Source organism: Jeotgalibacillus proteolyticus (assembly GCF_002926065.1).
Lineage (GTDB): Bacteria > Bacillota > Bacilli > Bacillales > Jeotgalibacillaceae > Jeotgalibacillus > Jeotgalibacillus proteolyticus.
On the sequence record NZ_PREZ01000005.1, the window covers coordinates 90,406 to 113,737 of the forward strand.

Here is a 23,332-nt window from a genome sequence, read left to right on the forward strand (position 1 = left end):
CAAAAAATCCGGCTGGAGATTTCCAGCCGGATTCTTCTTACTTATTATTTAGTCCAGATCGATTTCTATAATTTCACCAGTCACCGCATCAATGTCAACTTCAGCATCGTCATCCTTGTCTTTGTTAATTTCAATTTCGTAGATCATGCGACCGTCATCCTCATCCAGTTCAACGCTTTCTAATGTTCCTGAGACTTGAGCCATTGCGATTTTTACTGCTTCTTCCTGAGAGATGTATTCTTCGTTCGTATTGCTTGAAGCTGTATTTGAATCAATTGCTGAAGCTGTGCCGTTGTCATCTGTCTGGTTGTTGCTGCTGGTTTCGTTCCAATCATCGTCACGTTCTTCTTTTGCTTTCAAAATTTCACCGGTTGATGCATCCATATCCAGTTCCCAGTCGTATTCACCGTTATCGATATCGATTTCGTAAATATAGCCTTTGAATTGCTTCTCGAGCTCAACGCTTTCTACGACACCTTCATATTCTGCCAATGCTTTTTCTTTTGCTTCGTCCAGGCTGATTAGTTCAGATTGCTCAGCGGGCTCTGGGTTTACGATTCCTACTGTTTTGAATTGGTCAGTCATGGCACCTGCACCGATGGCTCCACCTAAGATTATTACGCTGGCTGCTGTTCCAATGATGATTTTTTTGTTCATTCTTAACGCCTCCTGATAAGTTTTGTTGTTTGTTGTTCTGCTATTATCTTATCCAGCGAAGATGAGAGAAAAAGATGAAGGAGATTAGAATTTGATGAGAAATTTAAAATTTAAGTGTTAGGAGTGAATGCCTCTTAATGAGGCGTGTTGATTTCCACTGCAGGGGCATGCTTTCCGCGGGGCGGGAGCTGAGCTTATTGGCTGCGCAAGTGGATCTCAAGCTCCCACTTCTTCCTGCAGGAGTCGCCCCCTTCCGCTTCAATCAACTCGTTGGGTAAATTGTTTATTTCTTCGAAGGTAGTATGTATGAGTTAATGCTTTTCAAGTAAGCGTGTTGATTTGCGTTGCAGGGGGACGCTTTCCACAGGGCGGGGCTTGAGCTAACTTGCTGCGCAAGTGGATCTCAAGCTCCCGCTGCTTCCTGCAGGAGTCGCCCCCTTCCACTTCAATCAACTCGTTGGGACTAAATTTGACACTACTTAATTGTGAAGGCTGCAAAAATACTAAATGTACATTGGGCTTCACATAGCTGATCTTAGAAAATTGTGAGCGAAAAGCGCCTAACACACGAAATCGAACTTCAACAAAAAAACCTCCCCCTAACTCATCGTTAGAAGAAGGCTTTCACAAACTTATTTCAACGCAAACGTGATCTCTGTTTCGCAGGCAACTTCTCCGTCTACTGACGCTGTTGCCTTGCCTTTGCCGATTGGCCCTTTTATGCGCACAATTTCAACCTCAAGGCGCAGCTGATCACCAGGCTTTACCTGACGCTTAAAGCGGCAGTTATCAATTCCGGCGAAAAAAGCAAGCTTGCCCTTGTACTCTTCCTGCTTCAGCATGGCAACCGCTCCAGTCTGAGCGAGTGCTTCCACAATCAGGACACCTGGCATCACCGGATAATCCGGGAAATGGCCGTTGAAGAATTCTTCGTTAACCGTCACATTTTTAATTCCTACTGCACGCTTGCCTTCCTCAATCTCAACAATCTTGTCAATAAGCAGGAATGGATAGCGGTGCGGGATGATTTCTTTAATCTGCTGGCTGTCTAACATTCAACTTCCCCCTGTGTCTATCTGGAATTACGTACCTTGTCTTACTATATCAAGAATATGAGTCCACGTCTCTTTCTTTAACGCGTCCATTGGATTACCGTCTCCGATCACGCCGTAGCCGACCATGAGTCCAAGAATTAAGCACCCTGCAGCAAGAATGATCACGATTAATAAGCGCACAATAATCGGAAAACGCCGAACCTGAACCCAGCGTGGAAGTCTGCTTTCTCCCTGTTCCTTTTTCGCTGCTTTTTCCTGCTTACTCTGTACTTTTTCTTCTTTGGTTAGAGACTTTTTCATTGTAAAAACTCCTTTAACGCATTCCGTTTACAAGACCTGACATTTGATCTGAAATGGATATGGCTCTAGATTGAAACTGGTAATTTCGCTGGACCTGAATTAAATCCGTAAACGATTTTGAAAGGTCTACATTCGACTGTTCAAGAGCTCCCTGCTCAAGGCCAACATTCAGCCTGAGACCGCCCTCCATTTGAACCACTGCCTCTGCAGGATCAATTCCAAGCTCTTCAGCATTTTCCGGAATACCAAAATAAATACTTGATACACGCTCCATTAGCTGTGGCCGTTGTATGTTTACAACGCCAAGTTCGACCTGCTGCTCGGTTCCATTAGCATTCATAGCAATTCTTCCGTTTCCTACATGCCTGATGTCGTCAACCGGACCATCGAGTACAATCGTTTCATTGTTCTGGTTAAGAATCGCATTGCCCTGGCCATCAACCAGCATAACTTCCTGGTCGTTAACCGGTGTAAAATAAAATGCACCGTTTCGGGTGAAATTTTGTTTCTGTCCGCCTTCAGCATCCTGCACAAGAACCTTAAAGAAAAGATTTTCATTGTTGAAAGCAAAGTCTAAAGGCCGGTCCGTTCGCTGCAAGCTTCCCTGCGCGCTTACAAGCTGTGTCTGGGCTATTTTCGCTCCGTTTCCAAGCCGCAGGCCGGGGGGAGTCAGCCGATTGGCGCTGTCCCCTCTCTGGTTTTGAGCTTCCTGAGCAAGCATGGAAGAAAAGGTTGCTGTACTCTCCTTGTAGCCGGTGGTGGAGGAGTTGGCAATATTATTTGAAATAAGGTCAAGCTGCTTTTGCAGCTGCCCCATTGTATTTGTTGCGGTTACCATTGTACGGATCATCAGTCAGCCTCCCTTTGCCGCTTTCGTTTAATTAACACGTCCTACCTCATTGACCGTTTTCTCAAGGCTTCGGTCGTAGGCCTGAAGGACTTTCTGGTTTGCCTCAAATGAACGGTAGGCGGTCATTAAATCCGTCATGGTGCGGGCGCTGTCAACATTTGATTGCTCCAGACTGCCCTGCTGAAGGGTAAATGCGGCATCGGCTTGTGTATATGCATTTTGAAGTACGGTTCCTTCAGGTGCACGAAGAAGATCCTCGCCTTCTTTAACAAGTACAAGCGGATCATCGACATAGGCAACACCAAGGCGCGCTGCCTGTTGTCCATTGACTAAAATCTGCCCGTCTTCCTGCAGAGTAAAATCTTCGTTTCGCAGTTCAATCCGGCTGCCTTCCTGATCAAGTACGTAATGGCCGCCTGCTGTCGTTAAAAAGCCTTCTCCATCAAGGGCGAAATTACCGTTTCGAGTGAGACGATTCTCCCCGTCCGGATTTTCAAGCATAAAGAAGACTGCACCGGGCAGTCCTGTTTCTTCATTGACAGGCATTGCCCCTTCAAGAAGAGCAAAATCGGTTGCAAGGGCTGTTTCCCGTATATCTCCCTGTGTGTATAATGGCATCGTTTCCTGCATGTATACACCCGTGTTCAAAGCGCCGACAGTTGATAATTGGGGGATGTTCGACCCGTTTTTCACTGGTGTTTTTGATTCCCCAAGGCTTGATAACAGCATGTCGGGAAAAGCTCTCATGGAGGACTGATCCGCCTTGAAGCCGGGTGTATTGACGTTAGATAAATTATTGGTCAGCATTTCAGTTTTGCGCTGCTGGGCAATCATACCGGTTGCCACTGTGTAAAATCCTCTAAACATTCCTTCACCTCATTTGAGTCAAATTGGTTTACCTGAATACTCTTATGTTTATCGGCAGAAATGCAGATTTTTTTACAGGCTTCCTTTTGCTCACTTATCCTATTATACCTTTATTCGGCAGATTGTGCATGGCTATTCGGGATGGTTTTCGTTTATCCGACAATCGTTGGACATCAAAATTCCATCCCAATCGGCATGCGGGAGTCTTAACCGATTCTGCGGTGCGCAATTTTGTCAATGTTTTCAAGCATTACGCCCGTTCCAATTGCCACACAATCCATTGGATTTTCAGCAATAAAGACAGGAACCTTCAATTCCTCTGCAAGCAGCTGGTCAATTCCGTGCAGCAGTGCGCCGCCGCCTGTTAAAATGACGCCGCGGTCAATAATATCGGCAGAGAGCTCCGGCGGTGTTTTTTCAAGCACGTTTTTAGCCGCCTGGACAATTACTGAAATCGACTCACGAAGAGCGCCTTCAACTTCGCCTGATGTGATCGTGATCGTGCGCGGTAGACCGCTTACCATGTCACGCCCGCGAATTTCAAGCTCTTCATGACGTGAATCAGGGAACACAGTGGCAATATTTACTTTAATGCTTTCCGCAGTACGTTCACCGATTAATAGTTTATAGTGTTTTTTTACATAGTTTAAGATATCGGTATCAAATTGATCACCTGCCATCTTAATAGATGAAGAGGTTACGATATCGCCCATCGAAAGAACGGCTACATCGGTTGTTCCTCCGCCAATATCCACCACCATATTTCCGCTCGGCTGGAAGATATCCATTCCTGCTCCGATCGCCGCTACCTTCGGCTCTTCTTCAAGGAATACGCGTTTTCCTCCGCTTTTTTCTGCCGCTTCACGAATGGCTTTTTGCTCTACGCTTGTGATGTTGGTCGGACAGCAGATTAAAATGCGCGGCTTTGATAAAAAGCCTTTTACGTTTAACTTGTTAATGAAGTGCTTCAGCATGGCTTCAGTGACATCAAAGTCGGCGATGACTCCATCTTTTAACGGACGGATCGCTACGATATTACCCGGAGTTCTACCCACCATATTTCGCGCTTCTTCCCCCACGGCTAAAACCCTGTTCGTGTTTTTGTCAATTGCTACGACCGATGGCTCATTTAGAACAATTCCTTTACCCTTGACGTGAATCAGCAGATTAGCTGTACCAAGGTCAATCCCAATATCCTTTGCAAACATTTCTTGTCGTTTCTCCCTTCTACTTTTCCCATGCGGACAAAGTCGATCTAATTTCCTAAGAAACTACCATCGACCAGCTCAAACTATGTAGGTAATGCCGAACCTGAACGGGTTTTTAGCATAAATCATCACGTAAGCAGAGTCCCATAAGTATATCTTACCACAACAAAGACAAGAGGTCATGAACCAAACGTAAAGTTTGATCCATGGCCCCTTATCCCTTGTACTTCTGTTTCGTTGCCTGCCCGCCCCTAAGATGCCGAATCGATTTATGATAGTCGAGAATGTTTTTTACGTCGTTGGCTAATGCCGGATTTAGCTCAGGCAGTCGCTCGGTCAGATCCTTGTGCACGGTGCTTTTGGATACACCAAAGGTTTTGGCAATGACGCGTACGGTTTGTCTCGTCTCCACTATATGCTTGCCAACCAAGAGCGTTCTCTCCCTGATGTAGTCGTGCACTGCTCCAGGCCTCCCACAGGGGATCAATCCAGGGGAGTGACCCCCTCCATTTGTCCCATTATATGCAGGATGGGGCTTAGGCTATGCTTGATTTTTTACAGTTGTTTGAAAAGGTTTTCCATCCATTCAAAAGTGATAAGATAAAGCTCTTTATACCCGGTTCACCTTAAGTTTGATTCATTATCAATTATCTTTGCTATACACTGTTTTTTACTTTTTCAGCAACAGCCAGACAAAATACGGTGCCCCGATAATGGCAACGATGACGCCTGCAGGGATGCCGTCTGGTTCAATAATGTTTCGTCCAATCGTATCAGCCGTCAGGAGAAGCCATCCGCCAATCAGCATGGCTAATGGAATAAACAGCTGATTTCTTGGGCCGATGAGCGATTTTGCAATATGAGGAGCCATAAGTCCTACAAACGCAATTCCACCGGTAACGGAAACAGCAGAAGCAGCAAGTGCGACAGCTGCAAGCATTAATATGAGCCGTTCCCGGTTAACAACAATGCCGACGCCAATCGCTGCTGATTCACTAAGGTTCAGGATATTTAGCCGCTGCCCCTTGTATAATACAAACGGTACCAGGATGAGGAGCCAGGGAAGCAGAGCCAGTACAAACGGCCAGCTCGTTCCCCATACATTTCCTGCGAGCCACTGGGCAATAAAATCAACTTTTTCACGCTCAGCTGAGGAAATGAGCACAATCATTAGACCTGACAGCGCAAAGGAAAAACCTACACCGATTAAAATAAGCCGTATCGGCTGAAGACCGGTGCTTTTTTCATAAGCAAACAGGTAGATCAAAATTGAGGTAACGAGAGCTCCTGCAAATGCAACCGCCGGAATTATATAGGTAAACGTGCCTGCTTCTATCGGCAAAAATAAAAAGAACACAGCAACTGCTGCACCCGCTCCTGAATTAATCCCGATGATCCCGGGATCTGCCAGATCATTTCGCGTAATGCTTTGAAGTACTGAACCGGAAACTGCAAGCGCCATTCCGGCAAGCAGGGTCACGATCATACGCGGGAGCCGTAATTCAAATAGAACAAATTCGTCTTTAAATTCTCCCTGTCCCAATAGAGTCGGAATAATCCGGCTGTAGGAAACAGAGGAGTAGCCAAAGCCGAGACTAATGACCATTGTAGCCAGTACTAAAAGGATAAAAGCAGCAATAAGAAGCCGCTGTTTTTTTAAAAGAGATGGATGGATCATGCTGTCATATTCACTCCCTTCCGAACAACATAAAGGAAGAAAGGAAGACCCGCTATTGCGACAATCGCTGCAACAGGCGTTTCATAAGGTGCATTAATTAATCGTCCTGCTGTATCAGCAAGAAGCATAAACGCTCCGCCAACAAGCACGCACATCGGTAAAATATAGCGGTAGTCTGTACCGACAATCGCTCTTACGATATGTGGCACCAAAAGCCCTACAAAGGCAAGGTTACCTGCAAGCGCAACAGCTGAGCCTGCAAGAATAATCACCAGCACAAAAAATACAGCCTTCACCTGGCCGATTTTCGAGCCAAGACCAATTGCTACTTCTTCACTTAAACTTAAAATTGTCAGCTGTTTAGAAAATAAAATGGCGGCGACAATTCCGCCGGCAGCAATCGGCACGAGAAGATCAAGCTGATACCAGGTTGTGCCGATCAGCCCGCCTGCTGTCCACTGGGCTACATTTTGTGAAAGCTTAAAGGTAAGCGCTATGCCTTCTGCAATCGCAAATAAGAAGGCTGATACAGCAGCACCTGCCAAAACGATTTTAATAGGTGAAAAGCCTCCCCGCCTCAGGGAAGCAATGCCAAAGACAAGCCCGGCGCCGACTCCAGCACCAACAAAGCTTGCCAGAATAATTCCCATATAATTGATTCCTGGAATAAACGCAAAAGCAGCTGCTAAAGCGGCATTCGCGCCAGCTGTTAAGCCTAAAAGGCCCGGGTCAGCAAGGGGGTTTCTTGTCATCCCCTGCATAATGGCACCTGCTACTGCAAGAGCTGCACCGACCACAACTGCCGCTATCTCTCGTGGAAATCTGATTTCAATCAGAATAAGAGAAACAGAGCTTCTGTCGCCTGTAAAAATTGCCCGGTACACATCACTAAATGTTGTATTGGCTGCGCCGAATGTAACAGCCACGATAAACATTGCGATCAGAAGCAGCACTCCTGCTGTAAATTTTATTCCTAATGCACGTTGTCGATCCATCTTTTTCACTCATTTCGCACAAAAAACGACTGTAGTTTTTGCTACAGCCGTTTTGCTTAGTTTCCTAAGAAATTTTCTTTAAAGAACTCCAGCTGATAATCCAATGTGATTGGATCGTTGAAGTAGAATTTTTCTGCGTCTGCTACATATACATTACCATTTTGGACTGCTGGAATGTTGTTGTAGGTTTCTGTTTCCATGAAGGAGTTATCCTGATCTGCTGCGCGGCTGACAATTAAATAATCGCCTACATACTCAGGCAGCACTTCTGTCGAAAGAGCGTAGAAGCCATCAGAAAGAGCCATTTCTTCTACCTTCTCAGGCATTTTCAGTTCCATTTCCTGATAAAGGATTTCCGTTCCGCGGGCCCAGTTATCACCAAACACATAAAGCTGTTTATCAAAGTTTTCAATAACGGTTACTGTAGCGTCTTCACCGATTTCCGCTTTGATTTCTTCACCGGCTTCCTGTGCACGCGCCTGGAAGTCCTCTACCCATTCATTCGCTTCCTCTTCTTTATTTAACAGCTTGCCGATTTCTACATGCTGCTCAAGGTAATCAAGCGCTCCGTAGGTAAAGGTAACCGTCGGTGCTATTTCCTGTAGCTGCTCAATATTTGGTGTATTGGAAAGACCGATGATCAGGTCCGGCTCTAGCTCAATGATTTTTTCCAGGTTTTCGGCTGTAACATCCTCAACCCCTTCAAGCTCATAATTCGGACTTGTTTTAGACCAGGAGTCAACACCGACAAGATTTTCTTCAAGCGCGAGTACATTACCGGTAAAGGTAGAGAGAACGATGATGCGTTCAGGATCTGCAGGTACTTCAACCGGACCGTTTTCTGATTCATATGTGATGGTCTCAGCGTCGCCGGCGGGTTCTCCTGCGTTATCGTTGCCTGCTGAGTCATTATCTCCACCGGAGTTGCAGGCTGACAGCATAAGTGCCGTTAAAAGGGAAAAAGGGATGAGTGTTTTTTTCATGATGGTTTCTCCTTAGATCAAATTGTACGTTAAGCACATTGGCTTATTAGTTAGCGGGTCACGCCCTATGGTTGCATTAATATGAAACACCTGTCTTAAAATATCAGGCTCTAATAGCTCTTCACTTGAGCCGGCCTTAATAATTTCTCCGTTTTTCATCGCAATCAGGTAATCTGCAAAGCGGGCTGCCTGATTAAGATCGTGAAGAACCATGACAATTGTCCGTCCCTGCTCACGGTTCAGCCGCTGCAAAAGCTCAAGAACCTCAAGCTGATGAGCCATATCAAGATAGGTTGTCGGTTCATCAAGAAAGATGATATCCGTTTCCTGAGCGAGAGCCATCGCAATCCATACCCGCTGACGCTGACCCCCTGATAATGAATCGACAGGACGGTACTTGAATTCAAGCGTGTCTGTGACTTCAAGCGCCCAGTCGATCACTTCCACATCACGTTTGGTTAATCGTCCTAATCCCTTTTGGTGGGGGAATCGACCGTAGGAAACAAGCTCGCCTGCTGTAAGACCTGAAGCACTTTCAGGGGTTTGCGGCAGAATGGCCATTTTCTTTGCAAGAGTCTTTGTGCTTTCTTTTAAAATGGGCTTGCCGTCAAGGACTGCTGAGCCTGACTGATGACTAATAATCCGGGTAATCGCTTTTAAAAGTGTGGATTTGCCGCATCCATTTGCCCCGATAATCGTTGTAATCTTTTTATCCGGAATTTGAATGCTCAAATTTTTCACAATCGGCTGGTCACCATAGCCAATTGAAAGATCTTCTGTATATAGACGCACCATTATAAGGGCCTCCTGTATAATCAAATAAAATAAACTGATAATGATTATCAGTGTCAACAATACTAACTATAAAGCGGAAAAATAAAATTGTCAACACAATTCAGATTGCTTTTGTGCTACAATGAGCGTATTGTTATAACTGAGAATGAGAATCAATGTTGTCAATCCACTATTCGCAGATGATTTGACTATTATCGGGAGTGAAACTAATGCATAACGACTTATACGATGTAACGATTATCGGCGGCGGTCCTGCCGGCTTATACTCAGCTTTTTACAGCGGACTGCGCGGAATGAAAGCAAAAATCCTTGAATACCAGCCGAATCTTGGCGGTAAAGTAAATGTCTATCCTGAAAAAATGATATGGGATGCTGGCGGAATGCCTCCGGTTACCGGCGCGAAAATGGTGGAGCAGATGATTGAGCAGGGTCTCACGTTTGACCCTGCTGTCTGTTTAAATGAAAAAGTAGATTCGATTAAGAAAAATAGTGACGGACATTTTGAAGTCACCACAGCAGCTGGCAATGTCCACCTTTCAAAAACGGTGATTATAGCGGTTGGAAGCGGCATTTTAAACCCGCAGAAGCTGCAGATTGAAGGAGCAGAACGCTTTGAAGTGTCGAACCTTCATTACACGGTTCAGTCGCTGAAAAAGTTCAAGGATAAAGTCGTCCTCATTTCAGGCGGCGGCAATACAGCGATTGACTGGGCGAATGAGCTTGAGCCGATCGCAAAAAAAGTGTATATCACTCACCGAAGCTGTAATTTTAAAGGCCATGAATCACAAATCGGCCAGCTTACCGAAAGCTCAGCGGTTTGCCTATTAAATACACAGATTACGAAGCTTCAGGCTTCCCGCTCCCATGATGCCATTGAGCGTGTCGAGCTTACTCACAGCATTACAAATGAAACGAGCTACCTTCATGTGGATGATGTGATTATTAATCACGGCTACGAAATTGATGCATCACTCATTAAAAATAGTGAGCTTCCGATTGAGATGGAGGATGAGTATTTTATCAAGGCATGCGCAGCAAGCGGATCAACGGTGCCCGGCCTTTATGCAGCGGGCGATATTGTAAAGCACGACGGCAAGCTGAATCTGTTGATGGGTGCGTTCCACGATGCAGCTAATGCGGTGAACCAGGCTAAGCGCTTTATCACGCCTGACGCTAACGCTGCCGCGATGGTTTCCTCCCATAATGATGTGTTTAAGGACCGAAACCGTGAATTGGTGAAGAAATTATAAATGAATATAAATGAATGGTTGATAGCCGCCTCCTTTTATGGGGGCGGTTTTTTACGAACGGCTAGTAAACGCGAGGGTTCCGTTTATAAATTCAGAATTCCGCTCATAATCCAGCGAATACCGCTCATAATAAGCACTACAAAATTGCACTGAATTTTATGTAATCGTACATTCGTTAACAAGTAAAAGTGATCGTTGGTTCAGCTTTCTCTTTCAAAATTAAGGCTTTATGAAGGAAAATCGCATAGAAGTATTGAATTAATGAATTGGTCGAATTTTGACTGTTGGTACCTTAAAATAAATTTCCACATACAAAAAAACTGCCAGATTCAGCATATACTGATCTGACAGCTTTTTACCATAGACATTATTCAGTCAACGATTCAGGGTTTACAGCAACGCCATCTTTGTATACTTCAAAGTGAAGATGTGTAGCTGCTTCTGGATTTTGTTCGCTTGTACCTGCTGCTGCAATTGGCTGGCCTTGTTTAACGTTATCCCCTACTTGAACTGAAATGTCTTTTAGGGACTGATATTTTGTCACAAGACCGTCTGCATGCTCGATTTCAACCGAATTTCCTAAATACGGGTCTTCCTGAACAACTTTTACTTCTCCGCTCATTGCTGCCGTTACCTCAAAAGACTTTCCATCCTGAACAATATCAATTCCAAGGTTCGGGAAGTAGTTCTGGTTAACGACTACAAGTGCGTCCTGTTGCTCCTCGGCAGATGCATCCTGATCATAAAAAGAACGATGAATTGTGATTGCAGATGGATCTACGACCGGCATTGCCATTTTTTCCGTTGACTGATTGACCTCTGTTACTTCTCCAGTTGGATCGTTAACTGCTTTATTTTGATCCACTGAATACTGCTCTGTGACTGTAGCAACCTCATTATTACTTGGACTTTGCAATACGAAAACGGTTGAAACAACGATTGCCGCACATGCCAGATATAGAGCCGGCACCGACCAGCGTTTTTTCATGAAACGTTTCCAGTTTGAATTTAGGGTAGAGTGTTTTTTATCTCCCTGACTCATTTTCATCACCTCAGCAACCATTGTGAACGATTATAGGAAATTCTATACATTGTCACAAAATTTTTCTTTCGGGCAAGCAAACGCATGATACAATCCTAGAAGAACACCTACAGGAGGAACCCTTTGTGAAAAGATGGCTGAAAATTTTTGTAACACTCCTGCCTTTCCTCTATATGATATTAATTTGGGCACTCTCCAGCCTTCCTCATGACGTTGTATTTAAGCTGCAGAATGATTTGGCTGATCAATTTATTAAGGAATCTATGCATGTGGTTGAGTTTGCTATTTTACATTTTCTATTTGTGATTGCTCTTTTAGCCCATGGAAAGCTGACGACCACAACTCATTTAATTGCAGCCGTTTTTGCTGCGTTTTACGGACTTTTGGATGAAATTCATCAAGCGTTTGTTCCCACGCGCTCAGCGACCCTGATAGATGCGATTAAGGACCTTGCAGGCGTGCTGGTCGTTTATATTTTGATTCAGCGGGCTTATTTTATAAAAAAGAACGGCTTCCTTGGAAAACGGCTACAATCGTTTGAAAAATGGATCCGTCATACAAAAAAACGATCAAGCACTGAGGCTTGATCGTTTTTATTTATTTTTGGGCCACTAATGAAGGAAGAATCTTATCAACGGTTCCGATTTCAACGCCCTTAAAATAATGTGTGACAATCTCTCCGTAGCTCTTGCCTTCCTTTGCCATCCCGTTTGCCCCGTATTGGCTCATTCCTACGCCATGACCAAAGCCTTTGGTCTGGATTACTATTGAATCGCCTTTTTGTGCCCAGTGGAAATCGGTTGAACGAAGACCGAGCTTTTCACGGATTTCCCGTCCTGTAAAGGATTGACCGGCGATGCTGACTGTTTTAATTCTGTGACCGGGCGTACGCTCCATAACCGTTCCGATTTCTCCATCGCTGAGTGTGATGCCCAGTTTTTCTTCAAATTCAGTTATAGGTATTGAAACCTCACTCAGGAACTCAGGCGCCACTTCTTCATCCCAGCTGCTTTCGACCGATTGCAGATACGGGATGTCTTCTTCCCAATAATCCTTTGCATTTTCAGTCCAGCCGTTACTGGTTGAAAAGAAGGATGCCGTGATAGGCTTCCCCTCATAGGTCAGGACTTCACCCTTTGTTGCTGCTACCGCCTGGTCTATTTTTTCTTTTTTCCAATCAAATTCATCCTTCCACAGTTCTTTTAGCTCCTGATCGCTTTTATAAACCTGGTGCGCTGTGGTATCTGTGATATCAGCTTTTTGTGGAAGACCTTCTGCTCCTCCTGCTGAGATTAGTCGGGTTACATAGGTTCTTGCTGCGAGTGCCTGAGCCTTTAGTGCTTCTTCTTCAAAGGAGGCTGGCATTTCGCTTGCTACTACACCGGAGACGTAGGATTCGAGTTCGATTTGTTCTACTGTGTCGAGCTGGTCTCTGTAGACTTCTACAGTAAGGGTTTCTCCCTCTTGCGTTTGTTTAGGTTGTTCTGTGCTTTGTTTTTCTTCCTGGTGTTTTGAAAAGGGGAGAAGGACAACAGCAGGGATGAGCAGCAATGTTAGTACGTACAGAATGGGTATGATCCATAGTGGGTTGTATTTCTTCAATTGACTCCCTCCTCGGCAATGGTTACTCATGAGAATCTATGCGTGGCAGTGGTAAATAGAACATTGTTTTGGATATGTAATTTTGGCATTGATTTCCGTTGCAGGGGGACGCTTTCCGGGGGGCGGGGCCTGAGCTAACTTGCTATCGCAAGTGGATCTCAGGCTCCCGCTTCTTCCCCCAGGAGTCGCCCCCTTCCACTTCAATCAATGCTGTGGAAAAGTATTTTCCTGGTGATCACATATTGCTGCAGCTATTCAATTACTTCCTTCTGAAATTAGAGTGTTATAGGTAAATGCCTATTAACTTAGCATGTTGATTTCCGCTTCAGGGGCATGCTTTCCGCGGGGCGGGGCCTGAGCTAACTTGCTGTCGCAAGTGGATCTCAAGCTCCCGCTTCTTCCCGCAGGAGTCAGCCCCTTCCACTTCAATCAACTGTAGGTTAAGTAGTTTTAGTTCTTCGAAGGGCAGTGTGATATGAGTGAATGCCTCTTTACTCTGCACTAAAAGCATTTATTAGGCGATCATCTAATATAACAACCATGCAATAACTTTCTTCTAAATTAGAGTGTTATAGGTGAATGCCTATTAAGTTAGCATGTTGATTTCCGCTTCTTCCCGCAGGAGTCGCCCCTTACACTCCAATCAACTTCAGGATAACTTGTTTTCTTCTTCGAAAGTGTCGAGTAATGGGTAAATACCTCTAAAGCAGACGTCCTTCATCTGTTATCCATTCTAACAAAGTATGACTCTGCTGGAAGTTGGTTATTTAGATTAATCCATTATTTCCACACTAAAAAGCAGTATACTCACGAAGGTTCGTGTGTATACTGCTAATAAGATTACTAGTATGAGTGTGATCATGGAGTTAGAATAGTAAAATAAGTTCAGTCTTACGCTTGGACTGTTGCTTCTTCTCTTACTTCTTCGTTGATCCGTTCTACATCTGCGCCTAATGAAACAAGTTTCTTGTGGAAGTCTACATATCCACGGTCTAAATGTTTTAGTTCCGTTACTTGTGTGTAGCCTTCTGATACAAGTCCAGCTAGAATCAGTGCTGCTCCTGCACGCAGGTCAGTTGCTGCTACTTCTGCTCCCTGAAGGTTGCTAGGTCCCTTCATAATGACAGAACGTCCTTCAATTTTCACATTAGCGTTCATGCGGCGGAATTCCTCCACGTGCATGAAGCGGTTTTCAAATACCGTCTCAGTAATGACACCTGTCCCCTGTGCACGCAGCATAAGCGCCATCATTTGGGACTGCATATCTGTTGGGAAGCCTGGATGTGGCATGGTTTTAATATCCACTGAGCGCAGGTTTGGCTGTCCGATTACTCGAAGGCCATCGTTTTCTTCCTCAACTGTTACGCCCATTTCCTTAAGCTTTGCCGTAACTGAAGCTAAATGCTCAGGTACTGCATTTTCGATTAGAACATTTCCGTTTGTGATCGCAGCGGCAATCATAAATGTACCTGCCTCGATGCGGTCAGGAATGATATTATGAGTTGCTCCGCTAAGATGTTCTACACCTTCAATACGAATTGTATCTGTTCCTGCACCTTTAATTCTTGCGCCCATTTTGTTCATATAGTTTGCCATATCAACAATTTCCGGTTCTTTCGCACAATTTTCAAGGATGGTCGTTCCTTCTGCCAATGTAGCAGCAGCCATGATGTTTTCAGTTGCTCCCACGCTTGGGAAGTCTAAATAGATTTTTGCTCCCTTTAAGCGACCGTCAACCTTTGCTTCAATAAATCCGTTGCCTACAGTTACTGAAGCACCCATTGCTTCGAAGCCCTTCAAATGCAGGTCGATTGGACGTGAACCGATTGCACAGCCGCCAGGCAATGCAACACGGGCATGGCCGTTACGCGCAAGTAATGGGCCCATAACCTGAACAGATGCACGCATTTTACGTACATATTCAAATGGCGCCTCTATTTCGAGCTGATCCTGAGCATCAATAACGACCTTATTTTCTTCTACAGAATACGTTACTTCCGTATTTAAATGCCGAAGCACTTCATTGATGGTATTAACATCAGATAGAGCTGGTACATCTAAAAGTGTACTTTTTCCTTTGCTTGCTAGTAATGCTGCTGCAAGAATTGGAAGGACTGCGTTTTTCGCTCCTTCCACCTTTACTGTGCCATGTAGCGCGTTACCGCCACGTACTATGATTTTATCCAATTGATTTCCCCTCCGCGTCTTAATTCTGTACTACTATTCATATTCAAAGTTAGCGACTGAAGTGAAAAACGGATCATTACCTTCAGTCAGTCATTTTCTATTGGCAAGGTGTTACGTATCGTCATTACCAATTCCATTACAAGTTAACTTGTAAATTGGTAAACTAAAACATTTCAAATCATATCACTTTAAAACCCTTTAATACAAGAGAAAATAGTCATGCCTTGCCTAATAAAGTCGAAAAACGACACTTTTTAGGTTTTATCGGCTGCAAAACTCTCTATTCGTCAATTTTGCTCATTCTCATTGTATATAGAGAGTTTTAATTGCAGGCTGAAATATGTTTGTAATGACCCAATGGTTGAGTATTCCACCCATAAATAAAAATAAACCATTACAGGAATATTTCATAGTAGTAAACCGTAAATTTACAAAATTTTTATTACTTTTCTTTATGAAAGAGCTTTCATTGTTCACATTTTCACCAAAGGAATGGCAGCTGCTGAGACCAGCTGGCATATGAAAGGAAAAAATCTGCTACGCTCGATCCGATTGCAACGCTTAATAAAACCATTAAAACTCTTGCCTGAAAAACCCGATTTGGTCTCAAAGCTGCATCGATACGCAGCGCCTGCAGCGCCCAAAAAGTCAGCCCAATAAATGATAAATGAATAATCATGCTCAGTAACGCCTGTTGTCCAAATGAAGCCATCGTGCGTGCCTCCTTATTTCAAAAGCAATCCGCTTCTTAAATAGAATTCTGTCCTCTGCCTGATTTTATGTCCGTCGTTTATGAGATTGGGTAGATACCCCTTTATAAAATTAAAAAAATCATACTTTTAACTTAGCAATAGGATGCTTTGCTTGTGTATGACAACCCGTCCATTTAATGGATAATAATAGGTCGAAAATCATTTTCCTTAAAATAAAAAATACCGGCTAATTTCCAGAACGCCAAAGGCTGAAGCCGGAAAAAGAGCCGGTATTCCTTTATTCAATTAACTCAGCCGAAAGTGCTTAAAGCCTAACGGTCATGCTGGTAAACTTCAATGCGGTTGATTGCGCGGCGAAGCGCTAATTCAGCACGTTTGAAATCCATGTTATCCTGCTTGAGTTTATCTTCTGCGCGATGCTTTGCTTCCTTCGCGCGTTCAATGTCAATCTGGTCTGCCGGTTCTGCAGCCTGCGCGAGAATCGTTACCTGCTCAGGTCGGACTTCAAGAAAACCGCCTGTGACAGCTACATAATCTGTGTGTCCTTCTTTTTTAAGACGAACAGCACCGATTTCAAGCGGGGCGACCATCGGGATGTGCCCTGGTAAAACGCCAAGATCACCGCTTTGAGCTTTTGTGCTTACCATTTCCACATCAGACTCGTACACAGGGCCATCGGGAGTGACAATACTGACTTTTACGGTCTTCATTTTTTCCCCTCCTGGTCCCTAATTATACCTCTACGCCCATTTTCTTTGCAGCTTCGATTACCTCTTCAATACGGCCGACAAGTCGGAACGCATCTTCTGGAAGGTGATCGTATTTGCCGTCAAGAATTCCTCTGAAGCCAGCAATTGTTTCTGCTACTGGTACATAAGAACCTTTCTGGCCTGTAAACTGCTCAGCTACGTGGAAGTTTTGAGATAGGAAGAATTGAATACGGCGTGCACGGGACACGACCTGCTTATCTTCTTCCTGAAGCTCATCCATACCAAGAATCGCAATGATATCCTGAAGCTCTTTATAGCGCTGAAGTGTCTGTTGTACTTCTCGCGCAATTGCGTAATGCTCTTCTCCAACAATTTCAGGTGACAAAGCACGAGAAGTTGATGCAAGAGGATCCACAGCCGGGTAAATACCCATTTCTGAAAGCTTACGCTCAAGGTTCGTTGTCGCATCCAAGTGGGCAAATGTTGTTGCCGGAGCTGGATCCGTATAGTCATCGGCTGGTACATAGATCGCTTGGATTGATGTAACCGAACCAACGTTTGTCGATGTAATTCGCTCTTGAAGCTGACCCATTTCAGTAGCTAGTGTCGGCTGGTAACCAACGGCAGATGGCATACGGCCAAGTAGTGCTGATACCTCAGAACCGGCTTGTGTGAAACGGAAGATATTATCGATGAAAAGAAGAACGTCCTGTCCTTGCTCGTCACGGAAATACTCAGCCATTGTAAGACCTGAAAGTGCAACACGCATACGCGCACCAGGCGGCTCATTCATTTGTCCAAATACCATGGCAGTCTTTTTGATAACGCCTGAATCAGTCATCTCGTGGAAAAGGTCATTTCCTTCACGAGTACGCTCTCCAACACCGGCGAATACAGAGATACCGCCGTGCTCTTGTGCGATGTTGTTGATCAGTTCCTGAATTAGTACGGTTTTACCAACACCCGCTCCTCCAAATAGACCGATCTTTCCACCCTTGATGTAAGGAGCCAAAAGGTCAACAACCTTGATTCCAGTTTCAAGAATTTCAGTATCTGTTGAAAGCTGTTCGAATGTTGGCGCTAGACGGTGAATCGGGTCACGGCGAGTGCCCGGTGCCATTTCGCCAGCCAAATCAATTGCTTCTCCAAGTACGTTGAATACACGTCCTAATGTTGCATCTCCTACAGGTACAGAGATTGGCGCACCAAGGTCAGTAACCTCAGCACCACGTGTTACTCCATCTGTAGAGGACATAGCAATCGTACGAACGGCATCATCACCCAGGTGAAGCGCAACCTCTAACGTTAGTGTCGTGTCGCCTTTGACGCCGACAGGTACTGTTAGAGCGTTAAAAATATCAGGCAGCTGGCCGTTATCGAATTTTACGTCGATAACCGGTCCCATTACCTTTTGAACGCGTCCTTTATTCATGTTTTTCCCTCCTAGCTTGCTTTTACGAAACTTATGTTGGAAACGGAAGCGCGTCAGCTGCTCGAGTGCATAAAAGAATTGTCTTATGCTTGTCGGGGCTAAACGGCGTCTTCCACTTTTCTTTTGGCTAGCTCCGGCGGCCAGCCCCTCGAGTCATAAGCCACCCCGCCCAATAGGCAAAAAGCGCCTATTCGGGCAGGTTGTCTTATGCTTGTCGGGGCTAAACGGCCGCCTCCGCTTTTCTTACTCCAGTGCCGCTACTCCGCCGACGATTTCAGTGATTTCCTGAGTGATCGCGGCTTGACGTGCGCGGTTGTAGGATAGAGATAACGAGTCGATTAGCTCTTTCGCATTATCAGTTGCACTTCTCATTGCTGTCATACGTGCTGCGTGCTCACTGGCTTTTCCGTCAAGCAGTGCCCCGTAGATAAGGCTCTCTGCATATTGTGGTAAAAGCACTTCAAGAATCGCTTCGGCAGAAGGATCAAACTCATAAGATGAAACCTTGCTTGATACAGAGGCAACATCTGTAAGAGGAAGAACCTTTTTCTCCGTTACTTCCTGGGAGATGGCACTGACAAAGTGGTTGTAGTACATATAAAGCTCATCAAATGCCTCATCTGCATACATCGCCACTGCCTTGCTCGTAATTTCTTTAATATCAGCAAAGATTGGCTGATCTGGTAATCCAAGGATGCTATCGATAATGTTAACCTCTTTTTTCGCAAAAAAGTCACGGCCAACACGGCCTACAGTCATAACAACATACTCATCCTTGCTCGTATGACGGCTTTGGATTGCATTGTAAGCAGCGCGGATAACGTTTGAGTTATACGCTCCTGCCAATCCGCGGTCAGACGTGATGACAAGGTAAGCAGTCTTTTTCACCGGACGTGATACAAGCATTGGGTGCGTTGCATCCTTAGCGCCTACTGCGATCGAAGCAACTACTTCTTCAACCTTCGCCATGTAAGGGACAAATGCTTTTGCATTTGACTCAGCACGGCTTAATTTTGAAGCAGATACCATCTCCATCGCTTTTGTGATTTGACTTGTCTTTTTTGTCGATGTAATACGGTTTTTTATATCGCGTAACGATGCCATTGGTTCTCACCACCCTTTTGGTTAAAAATGTGGATCCAGCGGGAGGCCCGCTGATCAACATGGTTCTTTATGTGCGGTTTACGAAAGCTTATTCGCTTTTAGCAAACGTCTTTTTGAATCCATTGATTGCCGCTACCATTGCATCGTCTTCTGGAAGACCTTGTGTAGTGCGGATGTGATCCAGCAGCTCAGTGTGGTTTGAATCCAACCAGCTTAGGAATTCAGTTTCGAAACGGCGAATGTCCCCTACTGGAATGTCATCTAAGTGTCCGCGTGTTAATGAATAAAGAATCATAACCTGTTTTTCAACCTTAAGAGGTTTGTTCAGATCCTGCTTCAGTACTTCAACAGTACGCGCACCACGGTTCAGCTTACCTTGTGTTGCTTTATCAAGGTCTGATCCGAATTGAGCAAATGCTTCAAGCTCACGGTAAGCTGCAAGGTCAAGACGAAGCGTACCGGATACTTTTTTCATTGCTTTAATTTGTGCGGATCCTCCAACACGTGATACAGAAAGACCTGCGTTGATTGCCGGACGAACACCTGAGAAGAATAGATCTGATTGAAGGAAGATCTGTCCATCTGTGATTGAGATAACGTTGGTTGGAATATACGCAGAGATATCTCCAGCCTGTGTCTCAACGAATGGAAGAGCTGTAATCGAACCTGAACCAAGTGTTTCGTTTAACTTCGCTGCACGCTCAAGCAAGCGGCTGTGAAGATAGAATACGTCACCAGGGTATGCTTCACGACCTGGAGGACGGCGAAGTAATAGGGAAAGCTCACGGTAGGCAGCTGCCTGTTTAGAAAGATCATCATAGACAACAAGAACGTGCTTGCCGTTGATCATGAAGTCCTCTGCAATTGTGATTCCTGTGTATGGAGCCAGGAATAGCAATGGAGAAGGCTGTGATGCAGATGCTGTAACGACGATTGAGTAGTCAAGTGCTCCGTGCTTACGAAGGGTTTCAACTGTTCCACGAACGGTTGATTCCTTTTGACCGATCGCAACATAGATACAGATCATGTCCTGATCTTTTTGGTTAAGAATGGTATCAATCGCAACAGATGTTTTACCTGTTTGACGGTCACCGATAATTAACTCACGCTGTCCGCGCCCGATTGGCACAAGAGCATCGATCGCTTTAATTCCTGTTTGCAATGGCTCGTGTACTGATTTACGCGCCATAACACCAGGAGCCGGGCTTTCGATTGGACGTGCTTTTGATGTTGAAATTGGTCCAAGGCCATCGACTGGCTGACCAAGTGGATTTACTACACGTCCGATTAGCTGATCGCCAACCGGCACTTCCATAATACGGCCTGTACGACGAACTTCATCGCCTTCTTTGATATCGCGGTATGGTCCAAGAATAATGATACCTACGTTATTCTCTTCAAGGTTTTGCGCCATACCCATAACACCGTTAGAGAATTCAACCAGCTCTCCAGCCATGACGTTATCAAGGCCATGAGCCCGGGCAATACCATCACCAATTTCGATTACGGTACCAACCTCTGTTACTTGAATGTCTGATTGATAGTTCTCAATCTGCTGTTTTATCAGCGCACTGATTTCTTCAGCTTTGATGCTCATGAATGTCACCCCTTATTTTGTGGAATCTTATCGCTTTAGTTCACGCTCTAGACGCTGCAGCTTACTGCGAAGGGTACCGTCAAAAATACGGTTTCCGATGCGTACGCTCATGCCGCCAAGCAGCGATGAATCAACATGATTTTGAATTTGTAAGTTTGATTTGCCGACTCGTCCAGCAAACACCTGTGAAACCAACGCCTGGTCAGCCTCGCTAAGCTTTGTTGCTGAAGATACATAAGCTACGGCTGTTCCGCGGCTTGTCAGGGAAAGCTCGATAAACGCATCTGCCAGCGCTGCAATTTCATTATCGCGGCGGCGGTCGATCAAGATCGACAGCGTATTAATCACATAGCTTGATAGCCCGTTAAACGCCTGCTGAATCAGCTGTTTCTTTTGCTCTTTTGTCACTTTTGGCGATTGAAGAAGCAGTGTGTATTCCGGATTTTTTTCAAACACCTCGCGCACAACGCGAAGATCCGCTTCCACTATATCCACTTGTCCATTTTGCAATGCAAGCTCAAAAAGAGCCTGGGCATAGCGGGATGCGACTGTTGACTTGCTCATCGCAGATCCCCTGCCTTCTCAATTGTCTCATTGATCAGCTGCTGCTGTTCTTCAAGAGTCAATTCTTTCTCAATCACTTTAGATGCAATTAAGACAGATAGAGTTGCCACTTGCTCACGCAGGGCTGCAACTGCCTGGTCTTTTTCTGTTTCAATTTCACGCAATGAAGCTTCTTTCATACGCTCAGATTCTGCACGAGCGGCTGTGATAATTTCTTCACGCTGTAAGTCGCCCTGCTTGCGCGCATTCTCAATTAATTCCTGTGCGTCCTGACGCGCTTCTTTTAAAAGCTGACGCTGTTCTTCAAGCTGCTGCTTTGCTTCGGTACGGCTTTGTTCTGCCGCTTCGATTTCGCCTGCAATGTGATCTTCACGCTGCTTCATGATGCCCATTAAAGGACCCCATGCGAATTTCTTTAAAAGAGCCATTAAGATAATGAACATTAGTAGCTGGAAAAGAATATCCCCGCCATTAAAGCCATCAGAAGCTCCTAGAATCAATGCATCAAGTGTGAACACGCTCGTTTCACTCCCTTCAAGAGTCAATCTTTATACGATGTATGTCGTTTATCTTTCTAGTAAGAAAGATGATAGTCATAAGAAAAGTTATTAAATAGGAAGATCTTCGGAAAGGTCAGCGTCTCTTTTAATCGATCGGCTTCATTTTTCCATAATAATGGCGAAGGTTCGCTTGGAATGATCTTCGCCATTTGAATCGTAGGTTATTGCTTATTGACCTTGTACGATGAACGCGATTACTACCGCGATAATCGGAACGGCCTCAACCAATGCAACCCCGATGAACATTGTAGTTTGAAGCATTCCACGCGCTTCTGGCTGACGTGCGATACCTTCTACTGTTTTTGATACGATCATACCGTTACCGATACCTGCACCTAGTGCTGCTAATCCTACTGCTAATGCTGCTGCTAAAAGACCAATTGAACCTGTCATTTGGGTAAATCCTCCTTGTATTGGATAATAGTTTTTTGTTTTCAGGTTTGTTCAGCGGACTGAACAGGTAATATAATTAATGGTCGTGACTCACTTTGTGGGCCATATAAACCATCGTTAACATGACAAAAATAAACGCCTGGATTCCACCGATAAAGATTGAGAATGCCAGCCATGCAAGCGTTGGAATCGTTGCTGCGATCCATCCAAAGGCACCTGTTGCCAGGCTTCCTGCAAGTAGACCAAGCAGAATCTCACCTGCGTAAATGTTACCGTAAAGACGCAAACCGAGCGTTAGCGTGTTTGCAAACTCTTCAATAATCTTAAGCGGGAAAAGGAATTTCATAGGGCGGAAAAAGTCTTTCCCATATTCCTTAAACCCTTTCATTCTAATACCGTAATAATGGGTAAGTGCCACCACCATTACTGCAAGAGTCATCGTGATGATCGGATCGGCTGTTGGTGATTTCCACCAAAGCACATGGTCATACGTAATCGCGAACGGCAATCCTAAAAAGTTAGAAATTGCAACATACATAATCAGCGTAATACCAAGAATGTGAAAACTTCCACCCGTTTTCCAATCCATGTTACTCTTGATAATATTCCTTACAAAATCCATGATCCATTCCATGAAATTTTGCATGCCTGTCGGCTTCATTGCGAGTGCTCTTGTTGATAAAATAGCGATGAGAAGTACAATTGCACTTGCAACGGTCACCATCAGAATATTGGAGAGATTAAAGGTCAGCCCCAAAAATTCACGTAATGGCGCTTCATGATTCATTTA

At 44.8% G+C, this 23,332-nt stretch carries 26 protein-coding genes; 2 read left to right on the forward strand and 24 right to left on the reverse strand.

Translation table 11 applies throughout. The annotated features are described in order from the left end of the window. Nucleotides 1–48 precede the first annotated feature (48 nt). The 11 genes from C4B60_RS13580 to C4B60_RS13630 form a co-directional block, all read right to left on the reverse strand. Nucleotides 49–657 carry a PepSY domain-containing protein gene (locus C4B60_RS13580; RefSeq protein WP_104058568.1) on the reverse strand — a complete coding sequence of 203 codons (609 nt, stop codon included), beginning with the start codon at nt 655–657 and terminating at the stop codon, nt 49–51. Nucleotides 658–1,289: 632 nt separating this feature from the next. Continuing rightward, on the reverse strand, nt 1,290–1,712 hold the full coding sequence (fabZ, locus tag C4B60_RS13585; protein WP_104058569.1) for a 3-hydroxyacyl-ACP dehydratase FabZ: 423 nt from the start codon (nt 1,710–1,712) through the stop codon (nt 1,290–1,292). Nucleotides 1,713–1,739: 27 nt separating this feature from the next. Further along, nucleotides 1,740–2,012 (reverse strand): DNA-directed RNA polymerase subunit beta, encoded by a 273-nt coding sequence (locus C4B60_RS13590; RefSeq protein WP_104058570.1) that lies wholly within the window; start codon nt 2,010–2,012, stop codon nt 1,740–1,742. A 13-nt stretch (nt 2,013–2,025) separates the two neighbouring features. Beyond that, a complete protein-coding gene (locus tag C4B60_RS13595) occupies nt 2,026–2,862 on the reverse strand; it encodes a flagellar hook-basal body protein (RefSeq protein WP_104058571.1) in 837 nt (278 codons plus the stop codon). A gap of 27 nt (nt 2,863–2,889) precedes the next feature. Then, on the reverse strand, nt 2,890–3,729 hold the full coding sequence (locus C4B60_RS13600; RefSeq protein ID WP_104058572.1) for a flagellar hook-basal body protein: 840 nt from the start codon (nt 3,727–3,729) through the stop codon (nt 2,890–2,892). A 206-nt stretch (nt 3,730–3,935) separates the two neighbouring features. Next, nucleotides 3,936–4,937 carry a rod shape-determining protein gene (gene mreB, locus C4B60_RS13605; RefSeq protein WP_104058573.1) on the reverse strand — a complete coding sequence of 334 codons (1,002 nt, stop codon included), beginning with the start codon at nt 4,935–4,937 and terminating at the stop codon, nt 3,936–3,938. A 214-nt stretch (nt 4,938–5,151) separates the two neighbouring features. Then, entirely contained in the window at nt 5,152–5,397 is a 246-nt protein-coding gene (spoIIID, locus tag C4B60_RS13610; RefSeq protein WP_104058574.1) for a sporulation transcriptional regulator SpoIIID, read from the reverse strand. Nucleotides 5,398–5,607: 210 nt separating this feature from the next. Beyond that, entirely contained in the window at nt 5,608–6,615 is a 1,008-nt protein-coding gene (locus C4B60_RS13615) for a FecCD family ABC transporter permease (RefSeq protein ID WP_104058575.1), read from the reverse strand. Continuing rightward, nucleotides 6,612–7,610 (reverse strand): FecCD family ABC transporter permease, encoded by a 999-nt coding sequence (locus C4B60_RS13620; protein WP_104058576.1) that lies wholly within the window; start codon nt 7,608–7,610, stop codon nt 6,612–6,614. The genes C4B60_RS13615 and C4B60_RS13620 overlap by 4 nt, the downstream gene beginning before the upstream one ends. Before the next feature lie 56 nt (nt 7,611–7,666). Then, a complete protein-coding gene (locus C4B60_RS13625) occupies nt 7,667–8,593 on the reverse strand; it encodes an iron-hydroxamate ABC transporter substrate-binding protein (RefSeq protein ID WP_104058577.1) in 927 nt (308 codons plus the stop codon). Between the two features lie 12 nt (nt 8,594–8,605). Continuing rightward, nucleotides 8,606–9,388, reverse strand: coding sequence for an ABC transporter ATP-binding protein (locus tag C4B60_RS13630; RefSeq protein WP_104058578.1), 783 nt, complete (start codon nt 9,386–9,388; stop codon nt 8,606–8,608). Between the two features lie 209 nt (nt 9,389–9,597). Here C4B60_RS13630 and C4B60_RS13635 point away from each other — a divergent pair, with 209 nt between their 5' ends. Further along, entirely contained in the window at nt 9,598–10,638 is a 1,041-nt protein-coding gene (locus C4B60_RS13635; protein WP_104058579.1) for an NAD(P)/FAD-dependent oxidoreductase, read from the forward strand. A gap of 367 nt (nt 10,639–11,005) precedes the next feature. On the opposite strand, the gene spoIIQ is transcribed toward C4B60_RS13635, so the two are convergent. After that, complete coding sequence (gene spoIIQ, locus C4B60_RS13640; RefSeq protein WP_104058580.1) at nt 11,006–11,701, reverse strand: stage II sporulation protein SpoIIQ; 696 nt, start codon at nt 11,699–11,701, stop codon at nt 11,006–11,008. 104 nt (nt 11,702–11,805) lie between these two features. Between spoIIQ and C4B60_RS13645 the strand changes: the two genes are divergently transcribed. Further along, nucleotides 11,806–12,267 (forward strand): VanZ family protein, encoded by a 462-nt coding sequence (locus C4B60_RS13645; protein WP_104058581.1) that lies wholly within the window; start codon nt 11,806–11,808, stop codon nt 12,265–12,267. Nucleotides 12,268–12,277: 10 nt separating this feature from the next. Here the strand turns inward: C4B60_RS13645 and spoIID are convergent, their stop codons facing one another. The 12 genes from spoIID to atpB all read right to left on the reverse strand — a co-directional run bounded on the left by spoIID (nt 12,278) and on the right by atpB (nt 23,329). Further along, a complete protein-coding gene (gene spoIID, locus C4B60_RS13650) occupies nt 12,278–13,282 on the reverse strand; it encodes a stage II sporulation protein D (RefSeq protein ID WP_245153984.1) in 1,005 nt (334 codons plus the stop codon). 891 nt (nt 13,283–14,173) lie between these two features. Continuing rightward, the gene (gene murA / locus C4B60_RS13655; RefSeq protein ID WP_104058583.1) at nt 14,174–15,469 is read right to left on the reverse strand and encodes a UDP-N-acetylglucosamine 1-carboxyvinyltransferase; all 1,296 of its coding nucleotides are present in this window, start codon (nt 15,467–15,469) and stop codon (nt 14,174–14,176) included. A 481-nt stretch (nt 15,470–15,950) separates the two neighbouring features. Further along, nucleotides 15,951–16,181 carry a DUF1146 family protein gene (locus C4B60_RS13660; RefSeq protein WP_104058584.1) on the reverse strand — a complete coding sequence of 77 codons (231 nt, stop codon included), beginning with the start codon at nt 16,179–16,181 and terminating at the stop codon, nt 15,951–15,953. Between the two features lie 312 nt (nt 16,182–16,493). Beyond that, the gene (locus C4B60_RS13665) at nt 16,494–16,892 is read right to left on the reverse strand and encodes a F0F1 ATP synthase subunit epsilon (RefSeq protein WP_104058585.1); all 399 of its coding nucleotides are present in this window, start codon (nt 16,890–16,892) and stop codon (nt 16,494–16,496) included. A gap of 22 nt (nt 16,893–16,914) precedes the next feature. Then, complete coding sequence (gene atpD / locus C4B60_RS13670) at nt 16,915–18,324, reverse strand: F0F1 ATP synthase subunit beta (protein ID WP_104058586.1); 1,410 nt, start codon at nt 18,322–18,324, stop codon at nt 16,915–16,917. 243 nt (nt 18,325–18,567) lie between these two features. Next, complete coding sequence (atpG, locus tag C4B60_RS13675) at nt 18,568–19,428, reverse strand: ATP synthase F1 subunit gamma (protein WP_104058587.1); 861 nt, start codon at nt 19,426–19,428, stop codon at nt 18,568–18,570. Nucleotides 19,429–19,516: 88 nt separating this feature from the next. Then, nucleotides 19,517–21,025 (reverse strand): F0F1 ATP synthase subunit alpha, encoded by a 1,509-nt coding sequence (gene atpA, locus C4B60_RS13680; protein ID WP_104058588.1) that lies wholly within the window; start codon nt 21,023–21,025, stop codon nt 19,517–19,519. A gap of 27 nt (nt 21,026–21,052) precedes the next feature. Beyond that, on the reverse strand, nt 21,053–21,589 hold the full coding sequence (locus tag C4B60_RS13685) for a F0F1 ATP synthase subunit delta (RefSeq protein WP_104058589.1): 537 nt from the start codon (nt 21,587–21,589) through the stop codon (nt 21,053–21,055). Next, entirely contained in the window at nt 21,586–22,107 is a 522-nt protein-coding gene (gene atpF / locus C4B60_RS13690) for a F0F1 ATP synthase subunit B (protein ID WP_104058590.1), read from the reverse strand. The genes C4B60_RS13685 and atpF overlap by 4 nt, the downstream gene beginning before the upstream one ends. Before the next feature lie 56 nt (nt 22,108–22,163). After that, entirely contained in the window at nt 22,164–22,298 is a 135-nt protein-coding gene (locus C4B60_RS21855) for a hypothetical protein (RefSeq protein ID WP_280632272.1), read from the reverse strand. A gap of 19 nt (nt 22,299–22,317) precedes the next feature. Then, nucleotides 22,318–22,530 carry a F0F1 ATP synthase subunit C gene (atpE, locus tag C4B60_RS13695; RefSeq protein ID WP_039813889.1) on the reverse strand — a complete coding sequence of 71 codons (213 nt, stop codon included), beginning with the start codon at nt 22,528–22,530 and terminating at the stop codon, nt 22,318–22,320. Between the two features lie 88 nt (nt 22,531–22,618). Beyond that, the gene (gene atpB / locus C4B60_RS13700; protein ID WP_104058591.1) at nt 22,619–23,329 is read right to left on the reverse strand and encodes a F0F1 ATP synthase subunit A; all 711 of its coding nucleotides are present in this window, start codon (nt 23,327–23,329) and stop codon (nt 22,619–22,621) included. Nucleotides 23,330–23,332 lie beyond the last annotated feature (3 nt).